This is a genomic window from Collimonas sp. GW821-FHT02H07 (genome assembly GCF_059421505.1).
The window spans coordinates 36,546-55,675 of record NZ_JBWKVC010000005.1 but is presented as its reverse complement, the minus strand read 5'-3'; the positions used below and the strand labels follow the sequence as shown (position 1 = coordinate 55,675).

Below are 19,130 nucleotides of genomic sequence, written 5' to 3'. Positions count from 1 at the left end.
GTGGTGTAAAATTCAGCTATCCGTCATCCCGAGATACAACATGACCCCAGTCCAACGCCTCACCGACCGCAAGCGCGAGGCCATCGTCCAGGCAGCCATCGCCGAATTCCGCAGCAACGGCTTCGAAACCACCAGCATGGACAAGATCGCCGCCCGCGCCGAAGTCTCCAAACGTACGGTCTACAACCATTTCCCCGGCAAGGAAGAACTGTTCGCGGAAATCCTGACCCGGCTGTGGCAGACCAGCGAAGAGCACAGCGCGCTCAGCTATCGTCCCGGAAAACCCCTGCGGGGGCAGTTGCGCGAACTGCTGCAATCGAAAATGCGCATGCTCAACGACAGCAATTTCCTCGACCTGGCGCGGGTCGCCATCGCCGCCGCCATCCATTCGCCGGAACGAACCCAGGACATGGTGGCCAGGATGGGCCAGCGGGAAGAAGGCGTCAACACCTGGATCGTCGCGGCCCAGGCCGACGGCCGGCTGAAAACCGTGGATCCGGCGTTCGCCGCGCATCAGCTGCAGAGCCTGTTGAAAACCTTTGCGTTCTGGCCGCAGATCACCTTGGGCCAGCCGCCGCTGGAGGCCAAGATGCAGCAGCAGGTGGTGGATTCGGCGGTGGACATGTTCCTGGCCTATTACCAGCTTCCCGCCGAACGCTGACATCCTGCATCAGCCGGCAGGGCAACGCGAGGCAGGGATTGGGGGAAACCTGAGAGGGGGATGCCGTACTGGCCGATCAGCGCGCCGGCGACCGATCCGGCCATATGCCAGCCCGGCCGGGGCTGACCGATGCGGCGGCCCGGCGCGCTGCCGGGCCGCCGCTGGCGCATCAGAAATGACGCTTGATGACTTCGCTGAAGGCGTCCGCGGCCGAACTGCCTTTGAGCATCAGTTCGGTGATTTCCGCCGAATGCTCGCCTATGCCGTCCGGCATGATCTGGCGGTTGCTTCTGAAATATTCATACCGTGCAGCGTCGATCAGGTCCTTGGCTTTCATCGCCGACGAACCGGCGCGCGGGCTGCTGCTGCGGGTAGCGCCGCTGGAACTGCGGGAGCTGCTGCTGGTGGAGCGGAAGCCGCCGGCGGCGATGGCGGCCTTGATCTGCTCCAGCGAGAAGACCGGCGTGCTGTTGACGCCGACGAATTCGTCTTCCTTCGGATGCAGCAGATGGTTGTTGCCGTCGAAGGCCATCTTCTTGTCGGAGCTGTTGGTGAGCTGATAATACGGGCGCGGGCCCGGGCTGGTCAGTCCAAACTGTACGCGGTCGCCGTACACTTCCATCTTGCCCATGACATCTTTCAGATAGTCAGTTGTCAGGGAATCCATCTTGCCGGTCCAGCGCTTGGTTCTTGTCGTGTTCAAAATGCGTTGCTTCCAATATTGATGGCCGCAGCCGCCTGGCGCTTCCGCAGAAATGCGCGCTGGCGGCTACCGCCGTTTGTGAATCAAGTTCAAGACGCATTATCCCTCGACATGAATTCCCGGGAACCAATTACCGCAAAATATAATATTGCTCGTGGATCATGCTTTGATGCAAGCCATGCCTGCCAACGTGCTGTGCACCGCCTGATCCCAGCCGGTATGCGGCTCGCTGCCCAGCACCTTGAGCAGGCGGCGGTTGTTCATGCGCAAGGGCTGGCGCCACAGGTAGGCGACCTCGCGCAGCTCGCGCATGATCGGCACAAAGGGCGCCAGCGCCGGCAGCAGCCACCAGGGGAAACTCCTCACCTTCAGATCCGCCTGCCCGGCGGCGCGGGCGATGGCGGCCACCATTTCGGTGCCGTCGGCATCCCAGTGACCGTTCATGTGGAAGGTATCGAAAGCGGCCAGGGCGTCTTCGCGCTCGATCAGCTGCATCATGGTCTCTGCCACGTCCGGCAGGTAAGCCCACTGGTGGCCGATGCCGCGCTTGCCAGGGTAGGTGACCGCCGTCACCGGGCGGCCCGGCTTCAGCATGCCTTGCGCAAACCAGGAATTGGCCAGGTGCGGCCCGAAGAAATCGCCGGCGCGCACCACCAGCGAACGCACGCCGCTTTGCGCCGCGCTGCGCAGCCGGCCTTCCATCTGGACCCGTATCGCGCCCTTGCGCGTGAACGGATTTTGCGGCGACGTCTCGCTCAGCTCGGGGAAAGCGTCGGCGCCGTAGTTGTAGACGGTGCCGGGCAGGATGATGCGCGCGCCGGACATGCGAGCGGCGGCGATGCTGTTGTCTATCATCGGCAGCACCAGCTCGCCCCAGTTGCGGTAGCCGGGCGGATTGACCGCATGAACGATGATTGCCGCGCCCTCGGCGGCAGCGACGACGTCGGCCTGCTGCATGGCGTCGCCCTGGCGCCAGTCGATGCCGCTGCTGCCGGCGGCGGCCATCTGGGCGGCACGGCGGTGCAGCGCGCGCACTTGCCAGCCGCGCTGCAGCAGCTTGTGCGCCATGGCGTTGCCGATGCCGCCGGTGGCGCCCAGGACCAGGGCAATTTTCCGCGGTGTGTGTGGTGTTGCAGGCTGTTGCATGGTGAATCTCCTTGGATAAAGAAAGCAGGAGTCCAGCGTAACAGCGGCGGGATTAGTTTAAAATTGGCGATCTCGACATAACAGCTATACATATTTGTATGACTACCCAAGAACCCGGATGGGATCTGTACCGTGCTTTCCTGGCCGTGCTGGAAGAGGGCTCGCTGTCCGGCGGCGCCCGCAGCCTGGGCCTGACCCAGCCTACCATCGGCCGCCAGATCGAAGCGCTGGAGCAGGCGCTGGGCGTCAAGCTGTTCACCCGCTCGCAAACCGGGCTGGCGCCGACCGACACCGCCCTGGCCTTGCGGCCCTTTGCCGACAACCTGCGCGTCACCGCCAATGCGCTGCGGCGCGCCTCGACCGCCGCCAGCCAGCGCGGCACGGTGCGCATCACGGCGGCGGACGTGGTCGGGGCCGAAGTCCTGCCGCCCATCCTGACCGCCTTGCGTGAGGCGCGTCCCGACATCACCGTCGAACTGGTGCTGTCCAACCGCACCCAGGACCTGCTGCAGCGCGACGCCGACATTGCGGTGCGCATGGTGCAGCCGAGCCAGAGCGCATTGGTCGCGCGCAAGGTCGGCGTGATTCCGCTCGCCCTGTTTGCGCACCGCCGCTATCTGGACCAGGCCGGCATGCCGGCCAGCGTGGCGGAACTCAAGCAGCATGCGCTGATCGGCTTCGACCAGGAAACCAGCTACATCCGCGCCATGCAACAGCGCGGCCTGCAGCTCTCGCGCGAGATGTTCTCGCTGTGCACCGACAACCAGCTGGCGCAGCTGGCGGCGATCCGCGCCGGCTACGGCATCGGCATGTGCCAGACGCCTTTGGCCCGCCACAATCCTGATTTGCGGCCGGTGCTGGCCGGCGCCGTCAAGAGCGAGCTGGAAACCTGGATCGTGATGCACGAAGACCTGCGCTCCAGCGAACGCTGCCGCACTGCCTTCGATGCACTGGCGGCCGGCGTTTCCAGCTATATTGCACAAGCCGTCTGACCCAGCGCACCAATGCCATGGACCGACTCAGCGTCATGAAACTGTTTATCGATGCCTCCACGCTCGGCAGCTTTTCCGCGGCGGGGCGCAAGCATGGCTTGTCGCCGGCCGCATCCAGCGCGGCGATCCAGCGGCTGGAGGCGAGCTTGCGGGTCAAGCTGTTCGAACGCACCACGCGCCGCCTGCGCCTGACCGAAGAGGGCCAGCTATACAAGCTGTATAGCCAGCAGGCGCTAGAGCTGATGGATGAGGCCGAGCAGGCGTTGCAGGCCGGTAAGAGCCTGGTGCAGGGAACCGTGCGGATTTCGGCGCCATCGGACCTGGGGCGCAATCTGCTGCTGGCCTATCTCGACGAATTCCGTCAGCTGTATCCGCAGGTGCAGTTCGCGCTGTCGCTGACGGATTCCGCCGCCAACCTGGTGCAGGACGATATCGACCTGGCGATACGCTACGGCGTCCTGGCCGACAGCGGCATGGTGGCGCGGACGCTGGCGCCGGGCCGGCGCGTGGTGTGCGTCGCGCCGGAATGCGCGGTGCGCGCAGGCAAGCCGCAAACCCCCGAACAGCTGACCGCCCTGCCGGCGCTGGTGCTGCTGACCGCCGCCGGACCGATGAACGAATGGCGCTACCGCGCCGGCGGCAAGCCGAAATCGGTGCGCCTGAATCGCTACCAGCAAAGCAACGATGGCGAAATCATCCGCAAATGGGCGTTGCGCGGCCACGGCTATGCCTACAAATCGCTGCTCGACGTCGCCGACGATATTCGGGCCGGACGCCTGATCACGGTACTGGACGAATTTTTCACCGAAAGCGCGCCGCTCAGCGTGCTGTACCACCGCAGCCGCTTCCAGCCGCCCAGGGTCAAGCTGCTGATCGAATTCTTGCAGGAACGCTTTGCCGCAGCCGCGGCTGGCCTGGAGTAAACCGTCGCCGTCTGATTATCATGTCCCTACACATCACGCCTTTGCTGCCCGCCGCGCTGCCCATGCTGCAAGACCTGTGGAACCGGCAGTTGGCGCCGCACCTGGTTCACACGCTCGCCCACGATTTGCAGAGTCCAGCCCGTGCGCACGGCCAGAACGTGGTCATGATCTGGCGCGCCGAGCAGGTCGCGGGATGCGCGGCCTGGGTGACGCTCGGCATCGCCGCCGACGGCTGTGCCTACGGTTCGCCCCTGATAGCGGCGGATGTCGAGGTCGCCACGGCCTTGATCGGCATCGTCAGCGAAGAAGTCCGTGCCGCCGGCGCGCAAAGGCTGCGCATCAGCGTACGGGCCGGCGAATCCGCCAAGCGCGAAGGCCTGCAGCGAGCCGGTTTCAGCGCCTTGTTCGAGTTTGTGAATTTTTCCCGCGCATTGCCGCTGGCTGCCGCGGCTGACTTGCCGGCAGGCTTGCAGGCGGTCGGCCGCGACGCCATCGACTGGGGCAAGCTGCACGCCTGTTATGCGGAGACATTTGCCGGCGTGCCGAATTCGCCGATTCCCGAGCAGGCCGCCTTGCGCGAAGAATGGCTGGCGGCAAACCCACAGGCCAGCCTGATACTGGCCGATGCAGATGGCGAGTACCAAGCCTTTGTCATGGTCGACGGCTGCAGCGTCGAAGGCGTCGGCGTGCGTCATGCCTGGCGCGGCAGGGGACTCGCCGAACAGCTTTACCAGCTGACGGCGGCGCAGCTGCGATCACAGAACGAGACGGAGATGCGGGCCCTGGTCGCTACCGGCAATACGGCGTCCATGCGGCTGCATCAGAAACTTGGCTTCAGCGAATATGAACCGCGCTGGACCGTCTACGAATTGTGCTGGTAAGCTCGTCTTGCTAGGCTGCCGGCGGATAGTCGGTATAGCCGTCAGCTGAACCGCCGAACAAGGTAGCGCCATCGTGTCCGGCCAGCGCCAGGTTTTCCGCCAGGCGGCGCGGCAGGTCGGGATTGCCGACGAAGGGCCGGCCGAACGCCACCAGGTCCGCCAGGCCCTGCTCCAGGATCTGCGCCGCGCGGGCGCTGTCGTAGCGGCCGGCGACGATCAGGCTGCCGCTGTACGCCTTGCGCAAATCATGACGGAAGTGATCCGGGATGGTGGGCGCGTCATCCCAGTCCGCTTCCGACAAATGAATGTAGGCGACGCCGATGCGATCGAGGCCGGCAGCCGCATGCAGGATGGCTGGGACGATTTCCGGATCCGCCATGTCCTTGAAGGTGATGTAGGGCGCCAGCCTGATACCGAGCCGGTGGGCGCCGATTTCGTCCGCCACCGCGGCCGCCAGCTCCAGCAGGAAGCGAGTGCGGTTTTCGACAGCGCCGCCGTATTGATCGGTGCGCTGGTTGGAGACGGTGCGCAGGAACTGGTCAACCAGGTAGCCGTTGCCGCCGTGGATTTCAACGCCGTCGAAACCGGCGGCGATGGCGTTGGCGGCGCCTTGGCGGAAATCCGCAATCACATCCTGGATTTCCGCCACTGAAAGCGCGCGCGGCGTCGGGCAATCGACCATGCGGCCGACGCCGTCGTCGCCGACGATCCAGACCTGGGTGCCGCGCGGCTGGATCGCCGACGGCGCCACCGGCGCGCCGCCATCCTGGAACACCGAATGCGAAACGCGGCCGACGTGCCACAGTTGCAGGAAGATCCTGCCGCCGGCGGCATGCACGGCGTCGGTCACCAGGCGCCATCCCGCGACCTGATCCGGATGGTAGATGCCGGGCGTAAAGGAATAGCCTTGCCCCTGGCGCGAGACCTGGGTTGCTTCGCTGACGATCAGGCCGGCGCTGGCGCGCTGGGCGTAATACTCCGCCATCATGGCGTTGGGGATATCGCCCGGCTGCGAGCTGCGGGCGCGGGTCATGGGCGCCATGACGACGCGGTTGGGCAGTTCAAGATTACCCAGCGAGAGTGGGTCGAACAGTGAAATGGCAGACATGCTTGCTCCTAAAAAAATGAAATTGACGATGGCCGGCTCAGGGTTGAGCCGCGCCGAGTTGCTGCATCAGGGTCTGGTTGTCTTCCAGGTGCCAGTTGTCGGCGATGCGGCCGCCGGCTACCCGGTACAGATCGAAGGCCTGGAAATCGACAGGCTGGCCGCTCCCTTTGAGCTGGCCGAACCGGCCGCTGAAATGACCGCGGAAGTGCAGATGCAGAGAGACGCGGTCGCCGGCGACCACCAGGTCGTCGATTTCAACGCGGAGGTCCGGCACGGCAGCGCGGAAACCCTTGGATGCCTGCAACGGGCCGGCCACGCCCTGCGGCCTGCCGGCGGGCAAGGTGCGGTCCATGAAATCCGGCGCCAGGGCTTGTTGTGCGTATTGTTCCTCGCCGCTATTCCAGAACGCGGCATAACGGCGCGCCGCCAAGATCAGCGGCGCGGCATCGGCGGCATTGCCAGCCACGGCGATGTGATGCGGTTCAGGCAGGCTGTGCTGGTCGGCATGCGCTGCCGAGGCGATTATGCCCAGGCATGCCGCCGCAACAGCAACGGACAACAAGCGGCGATGCGGGTGAACGATTGGTGACATAGGAATCCTCGCAATAAATGAAATGAAAGTGCATGCGGCCATGCATTGAGGGCATTGTGCGTTCCAGCGAGGATTTTGATAATTGGGCGAGCGATTGAATCATTTGCTTGTTTTTATTGAAGATCGAAGCACGATTCCGCCTCCCGACAGTCAGCGCTATCATTTAAAATATATATCCACAAGGAAACTATTTAACTCACTCAACGGATCACCGGATAACTCATGCATAGCTCTTTGAACAGGAAATTGCTCGCTTCCTCGCTGGCCTCGCTGCTGACCGGCGCGCTGCTGGCAGCTTGCGGCGGCGGCGACAATGGCAGCGGCGCTGCCACGCCGGGCCCGGCAGCGCAGGCGGCAGCCAAGGCTGCGCCGCAAATCGCGCCGGGAAAAATGGTGCTGGCCTACTACTCGGACTATCCGAACAACTACAGCGATCTCACCAAGAATTACCAGAATTTCAATACCGTCTCGATCGACTTCTGGAACATCGCCAGCAGCGGCGAGATCCCGGAAAACGACGATCCTGCGCTGGCCAAGGCGCTCGCCTTCCTGGCCGCCAAGAAAATCCCGGCCTACGGCTGCATCTCCAACATGGCTGACGACTGGAGCCCGTCGATTGCGCACGATGTCACCTCCGCCAACCGGGCAGCGGCGATCGCCAACCTGGTGGCGCTGGCGCAAACCAAGGGGCTGGCCGGCATCAATATCGATTTTGAAAACGTGGCGCCGCAAGACCGCGCGAACCTCAGCGGTTTCGCCGCCGACCTGGGCGCGGCGCTGCATGCCAACGGCCTGAAGCTGATCATCAGCGTACCGGCCTTCTCGGCAAGCGATGAAAACGATGACTACAACAAGGCATTCGACCTGCAGGCGCTGGGACAGGCGGTCGACTTCATCCAGATCATGACCTACGATGAAACCATTCCGGTGTGGTCGCCGGGTCCGGTGGCCGGTTCCGGCTGGATGGAAGATGCGCTCGACTATGCTGTCAGCAAGACTGCGCCCGCCAAGATCCTGAACGGCATCCCGGCCTACGGCAACGACTGGCCGGAGAAGGGCGACGGCAGCCAGCTGTTCTGGCGCCAGACTGCTGCGTTAATCAAGCAGTACGGCGTCACGCCGCGCTACGACGCCAAGACCGACTCGCTGGTGTTCAATTACAAGGCCACGGACGGCAGCGGCACGCATACTGTGTGGAGCGAGAACGCCGCCAGCATCAAGCTGAAAACCGGCCTGGTGAATGCCTACGGCCTGGGCGGCACTTCGATGTATGCGCTCGGCATGGAAGACAGCAGTTTCTGGAAGGCCTTCAACGCCGGCCTGCAAAACTAAGTGGCGGCAGGAGCGCTTGCCGCGCTGCTTTAGCGGTAAGCGTATCCCAGGCCCAGCGACAGGTCGCGCGCGCGCTGCACCACCAGGTCGATGAAGCCTTGCAGGTTGTCGGCGGTGATGCGGCTGGCCGGGCCGGCGATGCTGAGCGAAGCGATCACCGCGCCGTCGGCGTCCATGATGGGTGCGGCGATCGCCACCGCGCCGCTGGAGCGCTCGGCGAAGGAAACCGCGTAGCCTTGCGCCAGCACTTGCTGCAGTTCTTTTTCCAGCGCCTGGCGGTCGACGATGGTGTTGTCGGTGAAGCGGGTCAGCGCACCGGCCAGCACCGCTTCTTGCACCGGCTGCGGCGCGTGCGCCAGCAGCACCTTGCCGGAGGCGCCGGCGTATAGCGGGCGGCGATTACCGACATCGGTGTGGACGCGGATCGCCTGGGTCGATTCCCAGCGCGCCACGCACACCATTTCCAGGCCGTCGCGCACCCGCACCTGGACGTTTTCATTGCAGATGCCGCCGATATCGCGCAGATGGCTGCGCGCCACCCGCACCAGGCTGACCTGCTCCTGGGCGGCGACGCCCAGATACAGCGCCTTGTAGCCCAGGTGATAAGTCGGCGTATCGCCTTCGCGATGCAGCAGCCCGCGCTGTTCCAGCGTGTAGAGCAGACGGAAGGTGCGCGCCTTGGTGTTGCCGGAGCGGACCGACAGCTCGGTCACCCCGAGTCCCGGGTTTTGCGCCACCAGCAACAACAGCGCCAGTGCTTCATCTACTGCGGCAACGGTATAGTCGGCCATGCTTCCTGCTTCTGATCAGATTAATTTTTCGCTAGTGTCCTGGGTCAGAAGTTCGTTGAGTGAGAAAAGTGATGAAATCGCTGTCAGGCTAGGCGCAAAACGGAGCAAGGGTGTGGTCCCCTGTATTTGCAACGACGCATGACAGCGATTTCATCGCTTTTCTTCAACGAATTTCTGATTCAGGGTACTAATATACCTCGACATGGCTACTGCCAGTTGCGCAAGCTGCTCCTGCAGCTTGGCGAAGCCGGTGCTGCGCTCCAGGCTTTGCTCGTTCATGTACAGCGCGCGGTTGATTTCTATCTGCATGCTGTTGCGGCCATGCTGCGGATCGCTGTAGGCGCGCACCAGTTCGGCGCCGCGATAGGGATCGTTGATCTTGACTATATAGCCCAGCGCCTGCAGCTGCTGCGCCACCCATTGCGTGAAGGCCGGATCGGCGGCGCTGCCGTCGCGGTCGCCCAGCACGAAATCCGGACGGCGCGCGCCGTTGTCGATATTCATGGCGTTGCCGACTGATTTCATGGAATGGCAATCGATATGCCAGACCTGGCCAAAACGTGCGTGGGCGCTATCGATCAGCTGCTTCAGTTGCGCATGGTAGGGATCGTAATAATGTTCGATGCGCTGCTGCACCTCGGCCACGCTCAGCTTGCGCTCGTACATGGGCACGCCGGGCAGGGCGTAGCGGCGGATCAGGCCCATCCCGGCCTTGCTCTTGTCCGATACCTGGATAGGTTGCGGCCAGGGCTGGTCCAGCAGTTCCGGGTCGATATCGCCGCGGGCGCGGTTGAAATCGATGTAGCTGCGGTGCACGCCGGCCGCCAGCAGTGTAGCGCCAGACTGCGGCGCGCCGCTCCACAGCTCATCGACATAAGCGTCCCAGCCGGACATCAGCGCCGCCTCCGGCGCAATGGCGCGCATGTCGGGCGGACAGAAGCGGCTGCTGTGCGGCGAATCGAAGATCAGCGGAATCTGCCTGTCTTGCTCGGGTCGGGTGAGAAAAAACGTGTCTTGCATGATGCTGCCTTATTCTATGAAAGCGCGGCTCAATAGCCGCTGTAAACCGCAAACGCCATGAAGGCCATCGCCAGCAAAGTGAAGATGGCGAACAGCGGCAGGATGAAACGCAGCCAGGCGCCGTAGCCGACCTTGCCGGTCGCCAGGTAGGCGAGCAGCATGCCGGAAGTCGGCGTCACCATATTGGTCAGGCCGTTGCCGAACAGGAAAGCCAGCACCACGCTCTGGCCGCTGACGCCGGACAGGTGGCCGATCGGACCGAGGATGGGCATGCTGATGGCGGCCTTGCCGGAGGTCGAGGGAATCAGCACATCGAGCAGCATCTGCACCAGGATCATGCCTTCTGCCGCGAACAGCCTACCGCGTCCTTCGACGATGGCGGCCAGATGGAAGATCACGGTGTCCAGCACCAGGCTGTCGTGCAGGATGATTTCAACCGCCTTGGCCAGGCCGATCAGCAAACCCGCCAGCATCATGCCCTTCATGCCTTCGACGAAGGCGTCGCAGGCGGTGCGCACCGACATGCCGGCGGCGATGGCGATGAGGATGCCTTCAAAGATATAGAAGGCGCCGAGCTGGATATCGCCCCATTTCCAGACGCTGGTGCCGACCACCAGCGCGATCACGCTGGCGCCCACCACCGTCAGCACGAAGCGGTGCGGCAGCGACAGCCGCTGGGTATGGTCGAGCGCGGCCGGCACGCTGTAGCCCTGGCGCTTGACGTAGTACAGCAGATAGGCGATGCCGATCGCCAGGAACAGCACGAACACCGCCAGCCGCAAGCCGGCGCCGCTCAGCAGCGGCACCTGCACGATAGGCTGGGCGATCACCAGCGCCAGCGGGTTGGTGACGGAAGCCAGGTAGCCGACCTTGGCTGCGATCGCCACCAGCGCGGTGGCGTACAGCGGCCCCAGGCTGAGCCGTTCCGCCAGGATCAGCATCATGGGGATGATCACCAGGTATTCCGAGATCAGGCCGAGGAAGGTGCTGCCGGCAGCGATCACTATCATCAGCAGCGGCGTCAGCAGATAGACATTGCCGCCGGTGCGCGCCAGCAGGCGGTCGATGCCGGCATCCAGCGCGCCGCTCTTGCGCAGCACGCCGAACATGCCGCCGATGAACATGATCATGAAGATCAGCGGCGCACTCTTGGCGAGGCCGGCCGGAATCGCCGCCATCGCCGAAAACAGGCTGGCCGGGTAGGCCTGCTGCGCGCTGCTGGCGGCGGGGCTGGCGGCCAGCAGCGAAGCCAGGTCGCGCTGCTTGGCGATCAGCTGGTAAGTGCCGGGCACCACCAGCCTGGCCTGGCGCTGGAACTCGCCGGAATCCAGGAGATAGGTCAGGCCGACCGCCACCAGCATGATCAGCAGCATCATCGCCACCGGATGCAGCATGCGGCTTTTGCCGTGCGCGTCCTGTTTTTCGCTTTCCATGCTGCTGCTTGCCATGCTGGTCTCCGCGGCCGATTTACCGAACGATGTGTTTCTGTGCCGGTCCCGGAACAGTTTATCGGGTACCGGCGCTATGCTGCTTTAGAACTTGTGGCGCAGGCCGACCGTGAAGGCGGTTTGCGCATTGTCGGCGCCAGGTGCGCCGCCGGTGATGCCCGGACTATACATGCCGGCGGCGCGCAGGTTCGCCACGTAGCTGTACAGGTCCGTGCGCTTGGACAAGCTATAGTCGAGACCCAGGTTGACCTGGGTCAGGCGGCCCTTGGTGCTGCTGCCGACAAAGCTGTAGCGCGACTGCAGCACGCTGCCGACCAGGCGCAGGCTGTCCGACCAGGCGTAGTTGACGCCGAGGTCGAAGACATTGGTGCTGTTGTTGTTGGAGCCGCCCGCGGTGAACGGCGAGGAACCGGCGCTGCCGCTGAATTTCACGGCCAGCGGCGCGGCGTTGCCGCCGTTGGTGGCCAGCGGCTGCAGCACTTTCGACCAGGCGCCGAAGAAGCGCCAGGGTCCGGTCTTGTAGCTGGAGCCCAGCATCCAGGTCTTGATGCAGGTATCGCCCGGGTGGCCATAGCTTGGCGTACAGCCGGCGCCCAGCGTCGCACCCTGGTCGCTGGAGGTATTGACGCCGCCGGACAAGGTACCGAGTTTGGATTGCCAGTAGCCGAAGCCGATGCCGAACGGACCGTTCTCGTAATTGGCGCCCAGGCCGATCGACTGGCCGGTGGAGGTGGAACCGGCGGTTTCGCCGAAGCCATAGGTGGCGTTCAGCACCAGGCCGTTCATGAGCGGCGTGTCGTAGCGGATCTGGTTGTTTGCGCGGTTGCCGCCGACGCGGTCCAGGTTGTTGTCGTGCACGCCGTTGATGAACACGCCGAAATCGTACACGCTGGAGTAGTAGGTAGCCACTTCGTCGATGAAATCCTTGCGACGCCCCAGTTGCACGGTGCCGAAATTGCCCGACAGGCCGACTACCGAGGTGCGGCCGAAGGTCAGGCCGCCCTGGCCGGAAGCGCCTGTATCGACGGCAAAGCCGCCTTCCAGATGAAACAGCGCCTTCATGCCGCCGCCCAGGTCCTCGCTGCCCTTGAAGCCGAAGCGCGATTGCTGTAGATCGCCGGAATCGACGCTGAAGCGGCTGCCGGTGCCGCGCGCATTGGCGGCGGTCGGCGTGGCGATCTTGTTGACATAGGCGACGCCCGAATCCAGCAGGCCATACACAGTGACATTGGTTTGCGCCTGCGCGGCATAGCTGCAACTGCCTAGAACGGATAATGCAATTAACGACTTCTTCATGACTCACTCCTCCCGGTTGAAAAAATTCAAAGGCCGCTTCGGCTGTCCGGTCGTCTTCAGGCGACGCTCTCCTGAAAATGCATGACCGCTTCCGGCTGCTCTATTGTTTCATCTAATAAAACAACGTATTGATATATGAAACAATGGTAGGGGCGATATTTTTCCGTGTCAATCGTAATTGCTAAAAATTTGAGCGCGTTCTACAGAACCCTGTTGTGCAAGGAACCTGGAAACGCATAGCGTCGAGGTAGAAAAATGACGCCGTCAGGACGGAGTAGCGAGAAGATGGGGGATTATGCGAAAAGCAGGAATCTGTCGGCATCGTGCAACAATGCCTGGCCAGACTGGCCGCCCGCGGCAGGGCGGCGACGTGTTTCAGGAAAGCGCTGCATCGGCTTCCGCTGCGGCTTGCTTGCCGTTTTCCGGAGTGACAGCGGAACGCAGCATCGCCGATGCCGCATCGAGCCGGCAAGGCTTGCCGAACAGACGGGCGGAAATCAAACCGCTTTGCAGCGCGCCCAGGATGGTCATGGCGTAAACCGACGGCGCGGCCGGCAGTTTCACGCCTTTTTCAGCGACCGCGCGCTCCAGCCGCTGGGTGATCCAGGCTTCGTGCATGCTGTAGAAAGATTGCAAAGCGGTCAGCACGTTTTGCGGCAGGCTGGTAGCTTCGGCAGCCAGCATCCCGCACAGGCAGACGCGGCTGGTGCCGAGGTTCTTGCGCCACAGCGCCAGGTATTTTTCGACCTGCTCCTTGAGCGGCCCGTTCACATCCATGCCGCGCATGATGTCGCCGATATTGCCGGCATAGGCTTGCACCGCCGCCAGCGCCAGGTCTTCCTTGGTCGGGAAATAGTAGTGGATGCTGGAAGTCTTGACGCCCACCAGCTCGGCCAGGTCGCGATAGCTGAACCCGTTATAGCCGCGCGTGCCCAGCAGCACCAGCGTGTGCTCCAGCAGTTGTTCGCGTACAGGGGAGGCGGTTTTCATGATCTTGTTACCTATAAAGAGATAGAGGCGCAATACGGTGGGCGCGCAATGTACGATTTCTGGCGGCAGTTCCAGGCTGCGAATATCCCGCCATGCTACGTCTTTTATCCCTGCGGCGGCAAGCCTGCGCAACAACCAAAATCACAAAGACGCTTTGTTCGGATAGTACCATATGTTATCTACTGAAAGGTAGACAAATATCTGGCTTTCATTTTCTGTGGCGTATAGGGTAATGATTTATTTGTATAAGCAAATACCATTTGACTACCTAGTAGTAGATAACTAGAATCCATCTTACAGTAGTTGCAGACACGTTGTTACAGCCTTATCCGACCCAGATTTTTTCCTACGGCAATATCAGGACTGGATCGGGCAACGTGCCCGGGCTGCGGGATGAAATAGCGGATTCGGAAAGCGCCGCGTATCACAGGCGCTTTTTATTTCCCCTAGATATCTACCTAGTGATAGATATATATCCCAAAGCCTAGCACGACGGTCCAGCAAGGTTGCCGCCCCGTCAGACCATGCGTTGCATGGCCACTGTATTTGACACTTTGTTATCAACTCAAACAAGAAAGCATCCATCATGAAAACCAATCTGATCGCCGCACTGGCCCTGACCGCAATCGTTTCCGCTCCTGCATTTGCAGCCGACAATATCACCCCGCTGACCCGCGCCCAGGTCCAGGCCGAACTGGTTCGCGCCCGCGCCGCCGGTGAACTCAATTTCGCCAACTCGCAATATCCGGTGTACCTGCCCGTCGCCGCCAGCAACGTCCCCGGCAAGACCCGTGCCGAAGTGCAGGCCGAACTGGCAAAAGCACGCGCTGCCGGCGAGCTCGATTTCGCCGGTTCGCAATATCCGCAGTTCGTCGCTCCCTCCATTGCATCCACCAAGACCCGTGCCGAAGTCCAGCAAGAACTGGCGCAGGCGCGCAGCTCCGGCCAGCTGGTTTTCTCCAACGGCCAATATCCGGTCGATGCCAATAACGGCAATTGATTGTCTGCAAGCTGTTCCCGCCAGCACGGGGGAACCGGCAACAATGACGAAACCCGCGCGGCGTTTAGCTCTCGCGGGTTTCTTTTTTTTTCAGAATGTATGAATAAGCGGCTAGAAAAATCGCATGAAGAATAGTTGAAAATGCTATTTTAGAAATATAAATTCGACCTATATTCCTATATTCCTATATTTGGTACAATCATCCCTACTTTAGGAATATTGGCTTATGCGACCTCTTGATATTCTTTTTTCGCCGCCGGAGCAGCGGCTTATCGCGACGGTATTGACACACCCGGAACGGGATTTCGGCACCCTTGAGCTATTGAGCAAGATGGGTAGCAGCCGAAGTGCGGGCAGCGTAGTGCTTAAGCGATGGGTAGAGTCAGGATTGCTGAAAGAACGCAGGGTTGGCAATCAGCGCCGCCTGTCCGTCAACCCCGATTTCATCCTCTACCCCGAACTGCGGAAAATAGCCTTGAAGACGGTGGGCTTGGCCGAGCCCCTGACGCGCGCCCTTGCGCCCATTTCGGCCCGACTGCGGGAAGCGTTTGTCTTCGGCTCTGTCGCGGCTGGCAAGGACACCAATGACAGCGATATCGACATGGTCGTCGTCGGCGACGTGGACCTGTTTACCGTGTCTCCCTTACTGGACTCAGTGGAGCAAGAGCTAGGGCGACCAATTCATGTGAATGTCTACACCGAGGGCGAATGGTCATCTGGCGACGACCCCGTGCTTCAGTCCATTAAGCTCGGACCTCGTATCGATTTAATGGGGGAACTACATGGCACGACCAATTGAATATGAGAATCTGCTGAAGGTAGGCTCTTTCAAGGAGGCGGCATCGAGCCAGGAATCCATCCAACAGTTCATGCAGAATGCGCAAGAGCTGCTGGCCGCCACAAAGGCCGGCCTTGGCGCCTCTCCGCAGTTCTTGCTTGCCTACGAAGGCATGTTCAACGTCGTCATGGCGGTACTGGAGTTCTATGCGGTTCGCCCGGGCGATGCCGGTGGACACAGGGCCATAGCAATCGGTCGCGTTGCAGCAGACCTTGGCTTGGCTCCGGCGAAGCAAAGCGCGCTGCTCCGTCTCCATGACGCTCGCAATCGCGTCACGTACCGCAAACCTGTCCCTCCGGTAACCAACTCGGACGCTGACGCCATGCGAAGCATTCTGGATGACATGCATTCTGCGGCACGCGCACTTATCGCTCCACTTTGATGAGCCCCTCCCATCTAGTCACTTAAACTGCTTATCCTTACTGCTCTGCAATAAACACAAGGCTTTAAGTGCATTTCAGCCAATCACTTATTCATGCCCTCGCAACCACAGGACCGGCGCTAGCTTCCCGCCGCCAGGGTGCGGAAAAAATCGGATAGCTTGGCCAGGTCCGAAAACGCGACATTGAAGCGGAACCAGGGATGCGGCGGCGGCGCGACGTGGAAAAACTCCCCGGGCGCCAGCCAAATGCCTTGCGCCAGCGCCTGGTCGGCAATTTCCGTGGCGCTCAGCCTGCTGTCCTGCATCCTGGCCCAATAAAACATGCCGCCGCGCAGCGGCCCGAACGGCAGCAAACCGGCGTCTTCCAGCCTGGCGCTGACCTGCGCCTGCGCGGTGAGCAAGGCGCCGGCCAGGCGCTCGACGTGACGCCGATGATGACCTTCGGTCAGGGCGTTGTAGACCAGCCGTTCGGTGATTTCCGAATTGGTCAGGGTCAGGATCATCTTGGTGCGCGCCAGCTCCTGCGCCAGCTCGCTCTGGCAAACGATGAAGCCCAGCCGCAGCGACGGCGCGATGGTCTTGGAAAAGCCGCTCACATAGATCACGCGGCGCAAGCCGTCCAGCGCCGCCAGCATCGGATCGGTGGCTTGCGCCAGTTCGCGGTAGAGATCGTCTTCCACCACCCAGAAACCGTGCCGCTCGGCGGCCTGCAGCACGCGCATCGCGCAGGCCGGGGTATAGCTGGTGCCGGTCGGATTCTGCAACACCGGATTGGTGAAGAAAATCTTCGGCCGGTGCAGCGCCGCCAGCTGCTCCAGCGCGTCCAGATCGACGCCGCTGACGGTGCGCGGCACGCCGATCACATTGATGGCCGCCAGCCGCAGCATGGCGATCAGGTTGCAATAGCCGGGTTCTTCGATGAAGACCGTGTCGCCCGGCTTGACCAGGGTGCGCATGATCAGGTCCAGCGCCTGCGTCACGCCGTGGGTAGTGACCACCTGGTGCGGCGCGATATCCAGCGACCAGTTGGCGAAGGACTTGGCGATGGTTTGCCGCAGCGGCCCGTAGCCGAAGGGATGGCCGTAGCCGACCTGCTGCGCCCCGGGCGAGCGGATGATGCGCCGCTCCGCCGCGTGCAAACCCTCGCCGTCCAGCATGCTGCTGGGCAGCCAGCCGCAGCCGGCCTTGATCGGCACCCGCTCGTCGGCAAACACTTCCGAAAACAGCCAGGCCGAGTCGATCACCGGATTGGGCCGGATCGCCGGCATGCCGCTGCGCTGCGCCGCTTCGCGCTTGGCGATGAAGAAGCCGGCGCCGCGCCGGGCGATCAGCATGCCGCTGGCCACCAGCCGCTCATAGGCTTCGACGATGGTGGCGTTGCTGACGCCTTGCTGGCTGGCGAACTGGCGGATCGACGGCAGCCGCTCGCCAGGACGCAGCCTGCCGCTATCGATCAGGGCGCCGAGGGCGGCGACCACTTGTTCCACCAGGCCGAGGGCGGATTGCCGGTCCAGCGGCAGAGGGAGTGGCAAGGCATCGGTTTGGGCAGTCATGGCGTCAGTGTATTCAGTACAGACCAGGATTCACAACAATACACTTTTAACGATTTGTGTGAAGTGTATCTATGAATCCCGATTGTAACTGCAATAATCGGCCACATTACCAACCACCGTAAAGCTGCCTGCCGTGAACACACATCAATCGGATCAAGACCTGTCGGCATTCTGGATGCCATTCACCGCCAACCGCCAGTTCAAGGACGCGCCGCGGATGTTCGTGTCCGCCAAGGGCATGTATTACCAGACCGACGACGGCCGCCAGGTGCTGGACGCCACCGCCGGCCTGTGGTGCGTCAACGCCGGCCATTGCCGCGACGAGATCACCGCCGCCGTCACGCGCCAGATCGGCAGCATGGATTACGCGCCGACTTTCCAGATGGGCCATCCGCTGGCGTTCGCCGCGGCCGATAAAGTCGCAGGGCTGATGCCGGCCGGGCTGGACCGCATCTTTTTCACCAATTCCGGTTCGGAAGCGGTCGATAGCGCACTGAAGATCGCCCTGGCTTACCACCGCGCCCGCGGCGAAGGCCAGCGCACCCGCTTCATCGGCCGCGAGCGCGGCTACCACGGGGTCGGCTTCGGCGGCATTTCGGTAGGCGGCATCAGCAACAACCGCAAGGCTTTTTCCGGCAACCTGATGCCCGGCGTCGACCACTTGCCGCATACCCTGAACATCGCTGAAGCCGGCTTCAGCGACGGCCAGCCGGCCTGGGGCGCGCACCTGGCCGATGAACTGGAACGGCTGGTGACTTTGCACGACGCCTCCACCATCGCCGCCGTCATCGTCGAACCGCTGGCCGGCTCCACCGGCGTGCTGGTGCCGCCGGTCGGCTACCTGGAACGCTTGCGCGCGCTGTGCAGCAAGCACGGCATCCTGCTGATTTTCGATGAAGTGATCACCGGCTTCGGCCGCCTGGGCGCTGCCACCGCGGCCGAGTATTTCAAGGTGACGCCCGACCTGATCACGCTCGCCAAGGGCATCAACAACGCGGCGATTCCGATGGGTGCAGTAGCGGTCCAGCGCGAAATCCACGATACGGTGGTGCAAGCCACCGCCGTCGGCGGCATCGAACTGATGCATGGCTACACCTATTCCGCCCATCCAGTGGCTGCCGCGGCCGCCATCGCCGCCATCGACCTGTATCAAAGCGAGCGCCTGTTCGAGCGCGCACGCGAATTGTCGCCGCTGTTCGGCCGGGCGGCGCATGGCGTGGCCGGCGCGCCGCACGTCAAGGACATCCGCAACCTCGGCCTGGTGGCGGGCATCGAACTGGAATCACGGCCCGGCGCGGTCGGCGCCCGCGCCTACGAAGTTTTCCGCAAGTGCTTTGAAAAAGGCGTGATGGTGCGCTATACCGGCGACATCCTGGCCTTCTCGCCGCCGCTGATCGTGCAGCCGGAAGAAATCGAACGCATCTTCAGCACAGTGCGCGAAGCACTCAATGAAACCAAATAATCAGAGGCAGTC

General features: G+C 62.5%; 19 protein-coding genes. 9 read left to right on the top strand and 10 right to left on the bottom strand.

Annotated elements, in window-relative coordinates; translation table 11 throughout:
- Positions 1–40: 40 nt before the first annotated feature.
- The gene (locus AC07V8_RS09870) at positions 41–661 is read left to right on the top strand and encodes a TetR/AcrR family transcriptional regulator (protein ID WP_494677981.1); all 621 of its coding nucleotides are present in this window, start codon (positions 41–43) and stop codon (positions 659–661) included.
- Between the two features lie 169 nt (positions 662–830).
- Here AC07V8_RS09870 and AC07V8_RS09865 read toward each other — a convergent pair whose 3' ends face one another.
- Entirely contained in the window at positions 831–1,364 is a 534-nt protein-coding gene (locus AC07V8_RS09865; protein WP_494677982.1) for a hypothetical protein, read from the bottom strand.
- Between the two features lie 159 nt (positions 1,365–1,523).
- On the bottom strand, positions 1,524–2,510 hold the full coding sequence (locus AC07V8_RS09860) for an SDR family NAD(P)-dependent oxidoreductase (RefSeq protein ID WP_494677983.1): 987 nt from the start codon (positions 2,508–2,510) through the stop codon (positions 1,524–1,526).
- Between the two features lie 98 nt (positions 2,511–2,608).
- Here AC07V8_RS09860 and AC07V8_RS09855 point away from each other — a divergent pair, with 98 nt between their 5' ends.
- The 3 genes from AC07V8_RS09855 to AC07V8_RS09845 are packed head-to-tail and all read left to right on the top strand — an operon-like array spanning position 2,609 to position 5,306.
- The gene (locus AC07V8_RS09855) at positions 2,609–3,502 is read left to right on the top strand and encodes a LysR family transcriptional regulator (protein ID WP_494677984.1); all 894 of its coding nucleotides are present in this window, start codon (positions 2,609–2,611) and stop codon (positions 3,500–3,502) included.
- Between the two features lie 17 nt (positions 3,503–3,519).
- Positions 3,520–4,425 (top strand): LysR family transcriptional regulator, encoded by a 906-nt coding sequence (locus tag AC07V8_RS09850; protein ID WP_494677985.1) that lies wholly within the window; start codon positions 3,520–3,522, stop codon positions 4,423–4,425.
- Between the two features lie 20 nt (positions 4,426–4,445).
- Positions 4,446–5,306 (top strand): GNAT family N-acetyltransferase, encoded by an 861-nt coding sequence (locus tag AC07V8_RS09845; protein WP_494677986.1) that lies wholly within the window; start codon positions 4,446–4,448, stop codon positions 5,304–5,306.
- Positions 5,307–5,316: 10 nt separating this feature from the next.
- On the opposite strand, the gene AC07V8_RS09840 is transcribed toward AC07V8_RS09845, so the two are convergent.
- Positions 5,317–6,414, bottom strand: a complete 1,098-nt coding sequence (locus AC07V8_RS09840) for an alkene reductase (protein WP_494677987.1) — start codon at positions 6,412–6,414, stop codon at positions 5,317–5,319.
- A 37-nt stretch (positions 6,415–6,451) separates the two neighbouring features.
- Positions 6,452–7,006: an ester cyclase gene (locus AC07V8_RS09835; protein ID WP_494677988.1), complete on the bottom strand. Its 555-nt coding sequence runs from the start codon at positions 7,004–7,006 to the stop codon at positions 6,452–6,454.
- A 222-nt stretch (positions 7,007–7,228) separates the two neighbouring features.
- Between AC07V8_RS09835 and AC07V8_RS09830 the strand changes: the two genes are divergently transcribed.
- Positions 7,229–8,338 (top strand): glycosyl hydrolase family 18 protein, encoded by a 1,110-nt coding sequence (locus AC07V8_RS09830; protein WP_494677989.1) that lies wholly within the window; start codon positions 7,229–7,231, stop codon positions 8,336–8,338.
- Positions 8,339–8,367: 29 nt separating this feature from the next.
- Here AC07V8_RS09830 and AC07V8_RS09825 read toward each other — a convergent pair whose 3' ends face one another.
- From AC07V8_RS09825 to AC07V8_RS09805, 5 genes are all read right to left on the bottom strand, one after another.
- A complete protein-coding gene (locus tag AC07V8_RS09825) occupies positions 8,368–9,129 on the bottom strand; it encodes an IclR family transcriptional regulator (RefSeq protein ID WP_494677990.1) in 762 nt (253 codons plus the stop codon).
- A gap of 150 nt (positions 9,130–9,279) precedes the next feature.
- Entirely contained in the window at positions 9,280–10,149 is an 870-nt protein-coding gene (locus AC07V8_RS09820) for an N-formylglutamate amidohydrolase (RefSeq protein WP_494677991.1), read from the bottom strand.
- A gap of 29 nt (positions 10,150–10,178) precedes the next feature.
- Positions 10,179–11,597, bottom strand: coding sequence for a YfcC family protein (locus tag AC07V8_RS09815; RefSeq protein ID WP_494677992.1), 1,419 nt, complete (start codon positions 11,595–11,597; stop codon positions 10,179–10,181).
- A gap of 84 nt (positions 11,598–11,681) precedes the next feature.
- Positions 11,682–12,893 carry a porin gene (locus AC07V8_RS09810; protein WP_494677993.1) on the bottom strand — a complete coding sequence of 404 codons (1,212 nt, stop codon included), beginning with the start codon at positions 12,891–12,893 and terminating at the stop codon, positions 11,682–11,684.
- 375 nt (positions 12,894–13,268) lie between these two features.
- Positions 13,269–13,883 (bottom strand): TetR/AcrR family transcriptional regulator, encoded by a 615-nt coding sequence (locus AC07V8_RS09805; RefSeq protein WP_494677994.1) that lies wholly within the window; start codon positions 13,881–13,883, stop codon positions 13,269–13,271.
- Positions 13,884–14,469: 586 nt separating this feature from the next.
- On the opposite strand from AC07V8_RS09805, the gene AC07V8_RS09800 reads away from it, so the two are divergent.
- The 3 genes from AC07V8_RS09800 (at position 14,470) to AC07V8_RS09790 (ending at position 16,103) form a co-directional block, all read left to right on the top strand.
- Positions 14,470–14,883, top strand: a complete 414-nt coding sequence (locus tag AC07V8_RS09800; protein WP_494677995.1) for a DUF4148 domain-containing protein — start codon at positions 14,470–14,472, stop codon at positions 14,881–14,883.
- 226 nt (positions 14,884–15,109) lie between these two features.
- The gene (locus AC07V8_RS09795; RefSeq protein WP_494677996.1) at positions 15,110–15,682 is read left to right on the top strand and encodes a nucleotidyltransferase domain-containing protein; all 573 of its coding nucleotides are present in this window, start codon (positions 15,110–15,112) and stop codon (positions 15,680–15,682) included.
- Positions 15,666–16,103 (top strand): hypothetical protein, encoded by a 438-nt coding sequence (locus AC07V8_RS09790; RefSeq protein ID WP_494677997.1) that lies wholly within the window; start codon positions 15,666–15,668, stop codon positions 16,101–16,103. Before AC07V8_RS09795 ends, AC07V8_RS09790 begins: the two co-directional genes overlap by 17 nt.
- A 119-nt stretch (positions 16,104–16,222) precedes the next feature.
- On the opposite strand, the gene AC07V8_RS09785 is transcribed toward AC07V8_RS09790, so the two are convergent.
- The gene (locus AC07V8_RS09785) at positions 16,223–17,656 is read right to left on the bottom strand and encodes an aminotransferase-like domain-containing protein (RefSeq protein ID WP_494677998.1); all 1,434 of its coding nucleotides are present in this window, start codon (positions 17,654–17,656) and stop codon (positions 16,223–16,225) included.
- A 133-nt stretch (positions 17,657–17,789) separates the two neighbouring features.
- On the opposite strand from AC07V8_RS09785, the gene aptA reads away from it, so the two are divergent.
- Positions 17,790–19,118 (top strand): omega-aminotransferase AptA, encoded by a 1,329-nt coding sequence (gene aptA / locus AC07V8_RS09780; protein WP_494677999.1) that lies wholly within the window; start codon positions 17,790–17,792, stop codon positions 19,116–19,118.
- The last annotated feature ends 12 nt before the right edge of the window (positions 19,119–19,130 follow it).

Excerpts from the sequence above, each read along its gene's own strand:
- AC07V8_RS09870 (WP_494677981.1), top strand. The coding sequence starts at position 41 with ATGACCCCAGTCCAACGCCTCACCGACCGCAAGCGCGAGGCCATCGTC.
- AC07V8_RS09860 (WP_494677983.1), bottom strand. The coding sequence starts at position 2,510 with ATGCAACAGCCTGCAACACCACACACACCGCGGAAAATTGCCCTGGTC.
- AC07V8_RS09855 (WP_494677984.1), top strand. The coding sequence starts at position 2,609 with ATGACTACCCAAGAACCCGGATGGGATCTGTACCGTGCTTTCCTGGCC.
- AC07V8_RS09850 (WP_494677985.1), top strand. The coding sequence starts at position 3,520 with ATGGACCGACTCAGCGTCATGAAACTGTTTATCGATGCCTCCACGCTC.
- AC07V8_RS09845 (WP_494677986.1), top strand. The coding sequence starts at position 4,446 with ATGTCCCTACACATCACGCCTTTGCTGCCCGCCGCGCTGCCCATGCTG.
- AC07V8_RS09840 (WP_494677987.1), bottom strand. The coding sequence starts at position 6,414 with ATGTCTGCCATTTCACTGTTCGACCCACTCTCGCTGGGTAATCTTGAA.
- AC07V8_RS09835 (WP_494677988.1), bottom strand. The coding sequence starts at position 7,006 with ATGTCACCAATCGTTCACCCGCATCGCCGCTTGTTGTCCGTTGCTGTT.
- AC07V8_RS09830 (WP_494677989.1), top strand. The coding sequence starts at position 7,229 with ATGCATAGCTCTTTGAACAGGAAATTGCTCGCTTCCTCGCTGGCCTCG.
- AC07V8_RS09825 (WP_494677990.1), bottom strand. The coding sequence starts at position 9,129 with ATGGCCGACTATACCGTTGCCGCAGTAGATGAAGCACTGGCGCTGTTG.
- AC07V8_RS09820 (WP_494677991.1), bottom strand. The coding sequence starts at position 10,149 with ATGCAAGACACGTTTTTTCTCACCCGACCCGAGCAAGACAGGCAGATT.
- AC07V8_RS09815 (WP_494677992.1), bottom strand. The coding sequence starts at position 11,597 with ATGGCAAGCAGCAGCATGGAAAGCGAAAAACAGGACGCGCACGGCAAA.
- AC07V8_RS09810 (WP_494677993.1), bottom strand. The coding sequence starts at position 12,893 with ATGAAGAAGTCGTTAATTGCATTATCCGTTCTAGGCAGTTGCAGCTAT.
- AC07V8_RS09805 (WP_494677994.1), bottom strand. The coding sequence starts at position 13,883 with ATGAAAACCGCCTCCCCTGTACGCGAACAACTGCTGGAGCACACGCTG.
- AC07V8_RS09800 (WP_494677995.1), top strand. The coding sequence starts at position 14,470 with ATGAAAACCAATCTGATCGCCGCACTGGCCCTGACCGCAATCGTTTCC.
- AC07V8_RS09795 (WP_494677996.1), top strand. The coding sequence starts at position 15,110 with ATGCGACCTCTTGATATTCTTTTTTCGCCGCCGGAGCAGCGGCTTATC.
- AC07V8_RS09790 (WP_494677997.1), top strand. The coding sequence starts at position 15,666 with ATGGCACGACCAATTGAATATGAGAATCTGCTGAAGGTAGGCTCTTTC.
- AC07V8_RS09785 (WP_494677998.1), bottom strand. The coding sequence starts at position 17,656 with ATGACTGCCCAAACCGATGCCTTGCCACTCCCTCTGCCGCTGGACCGG.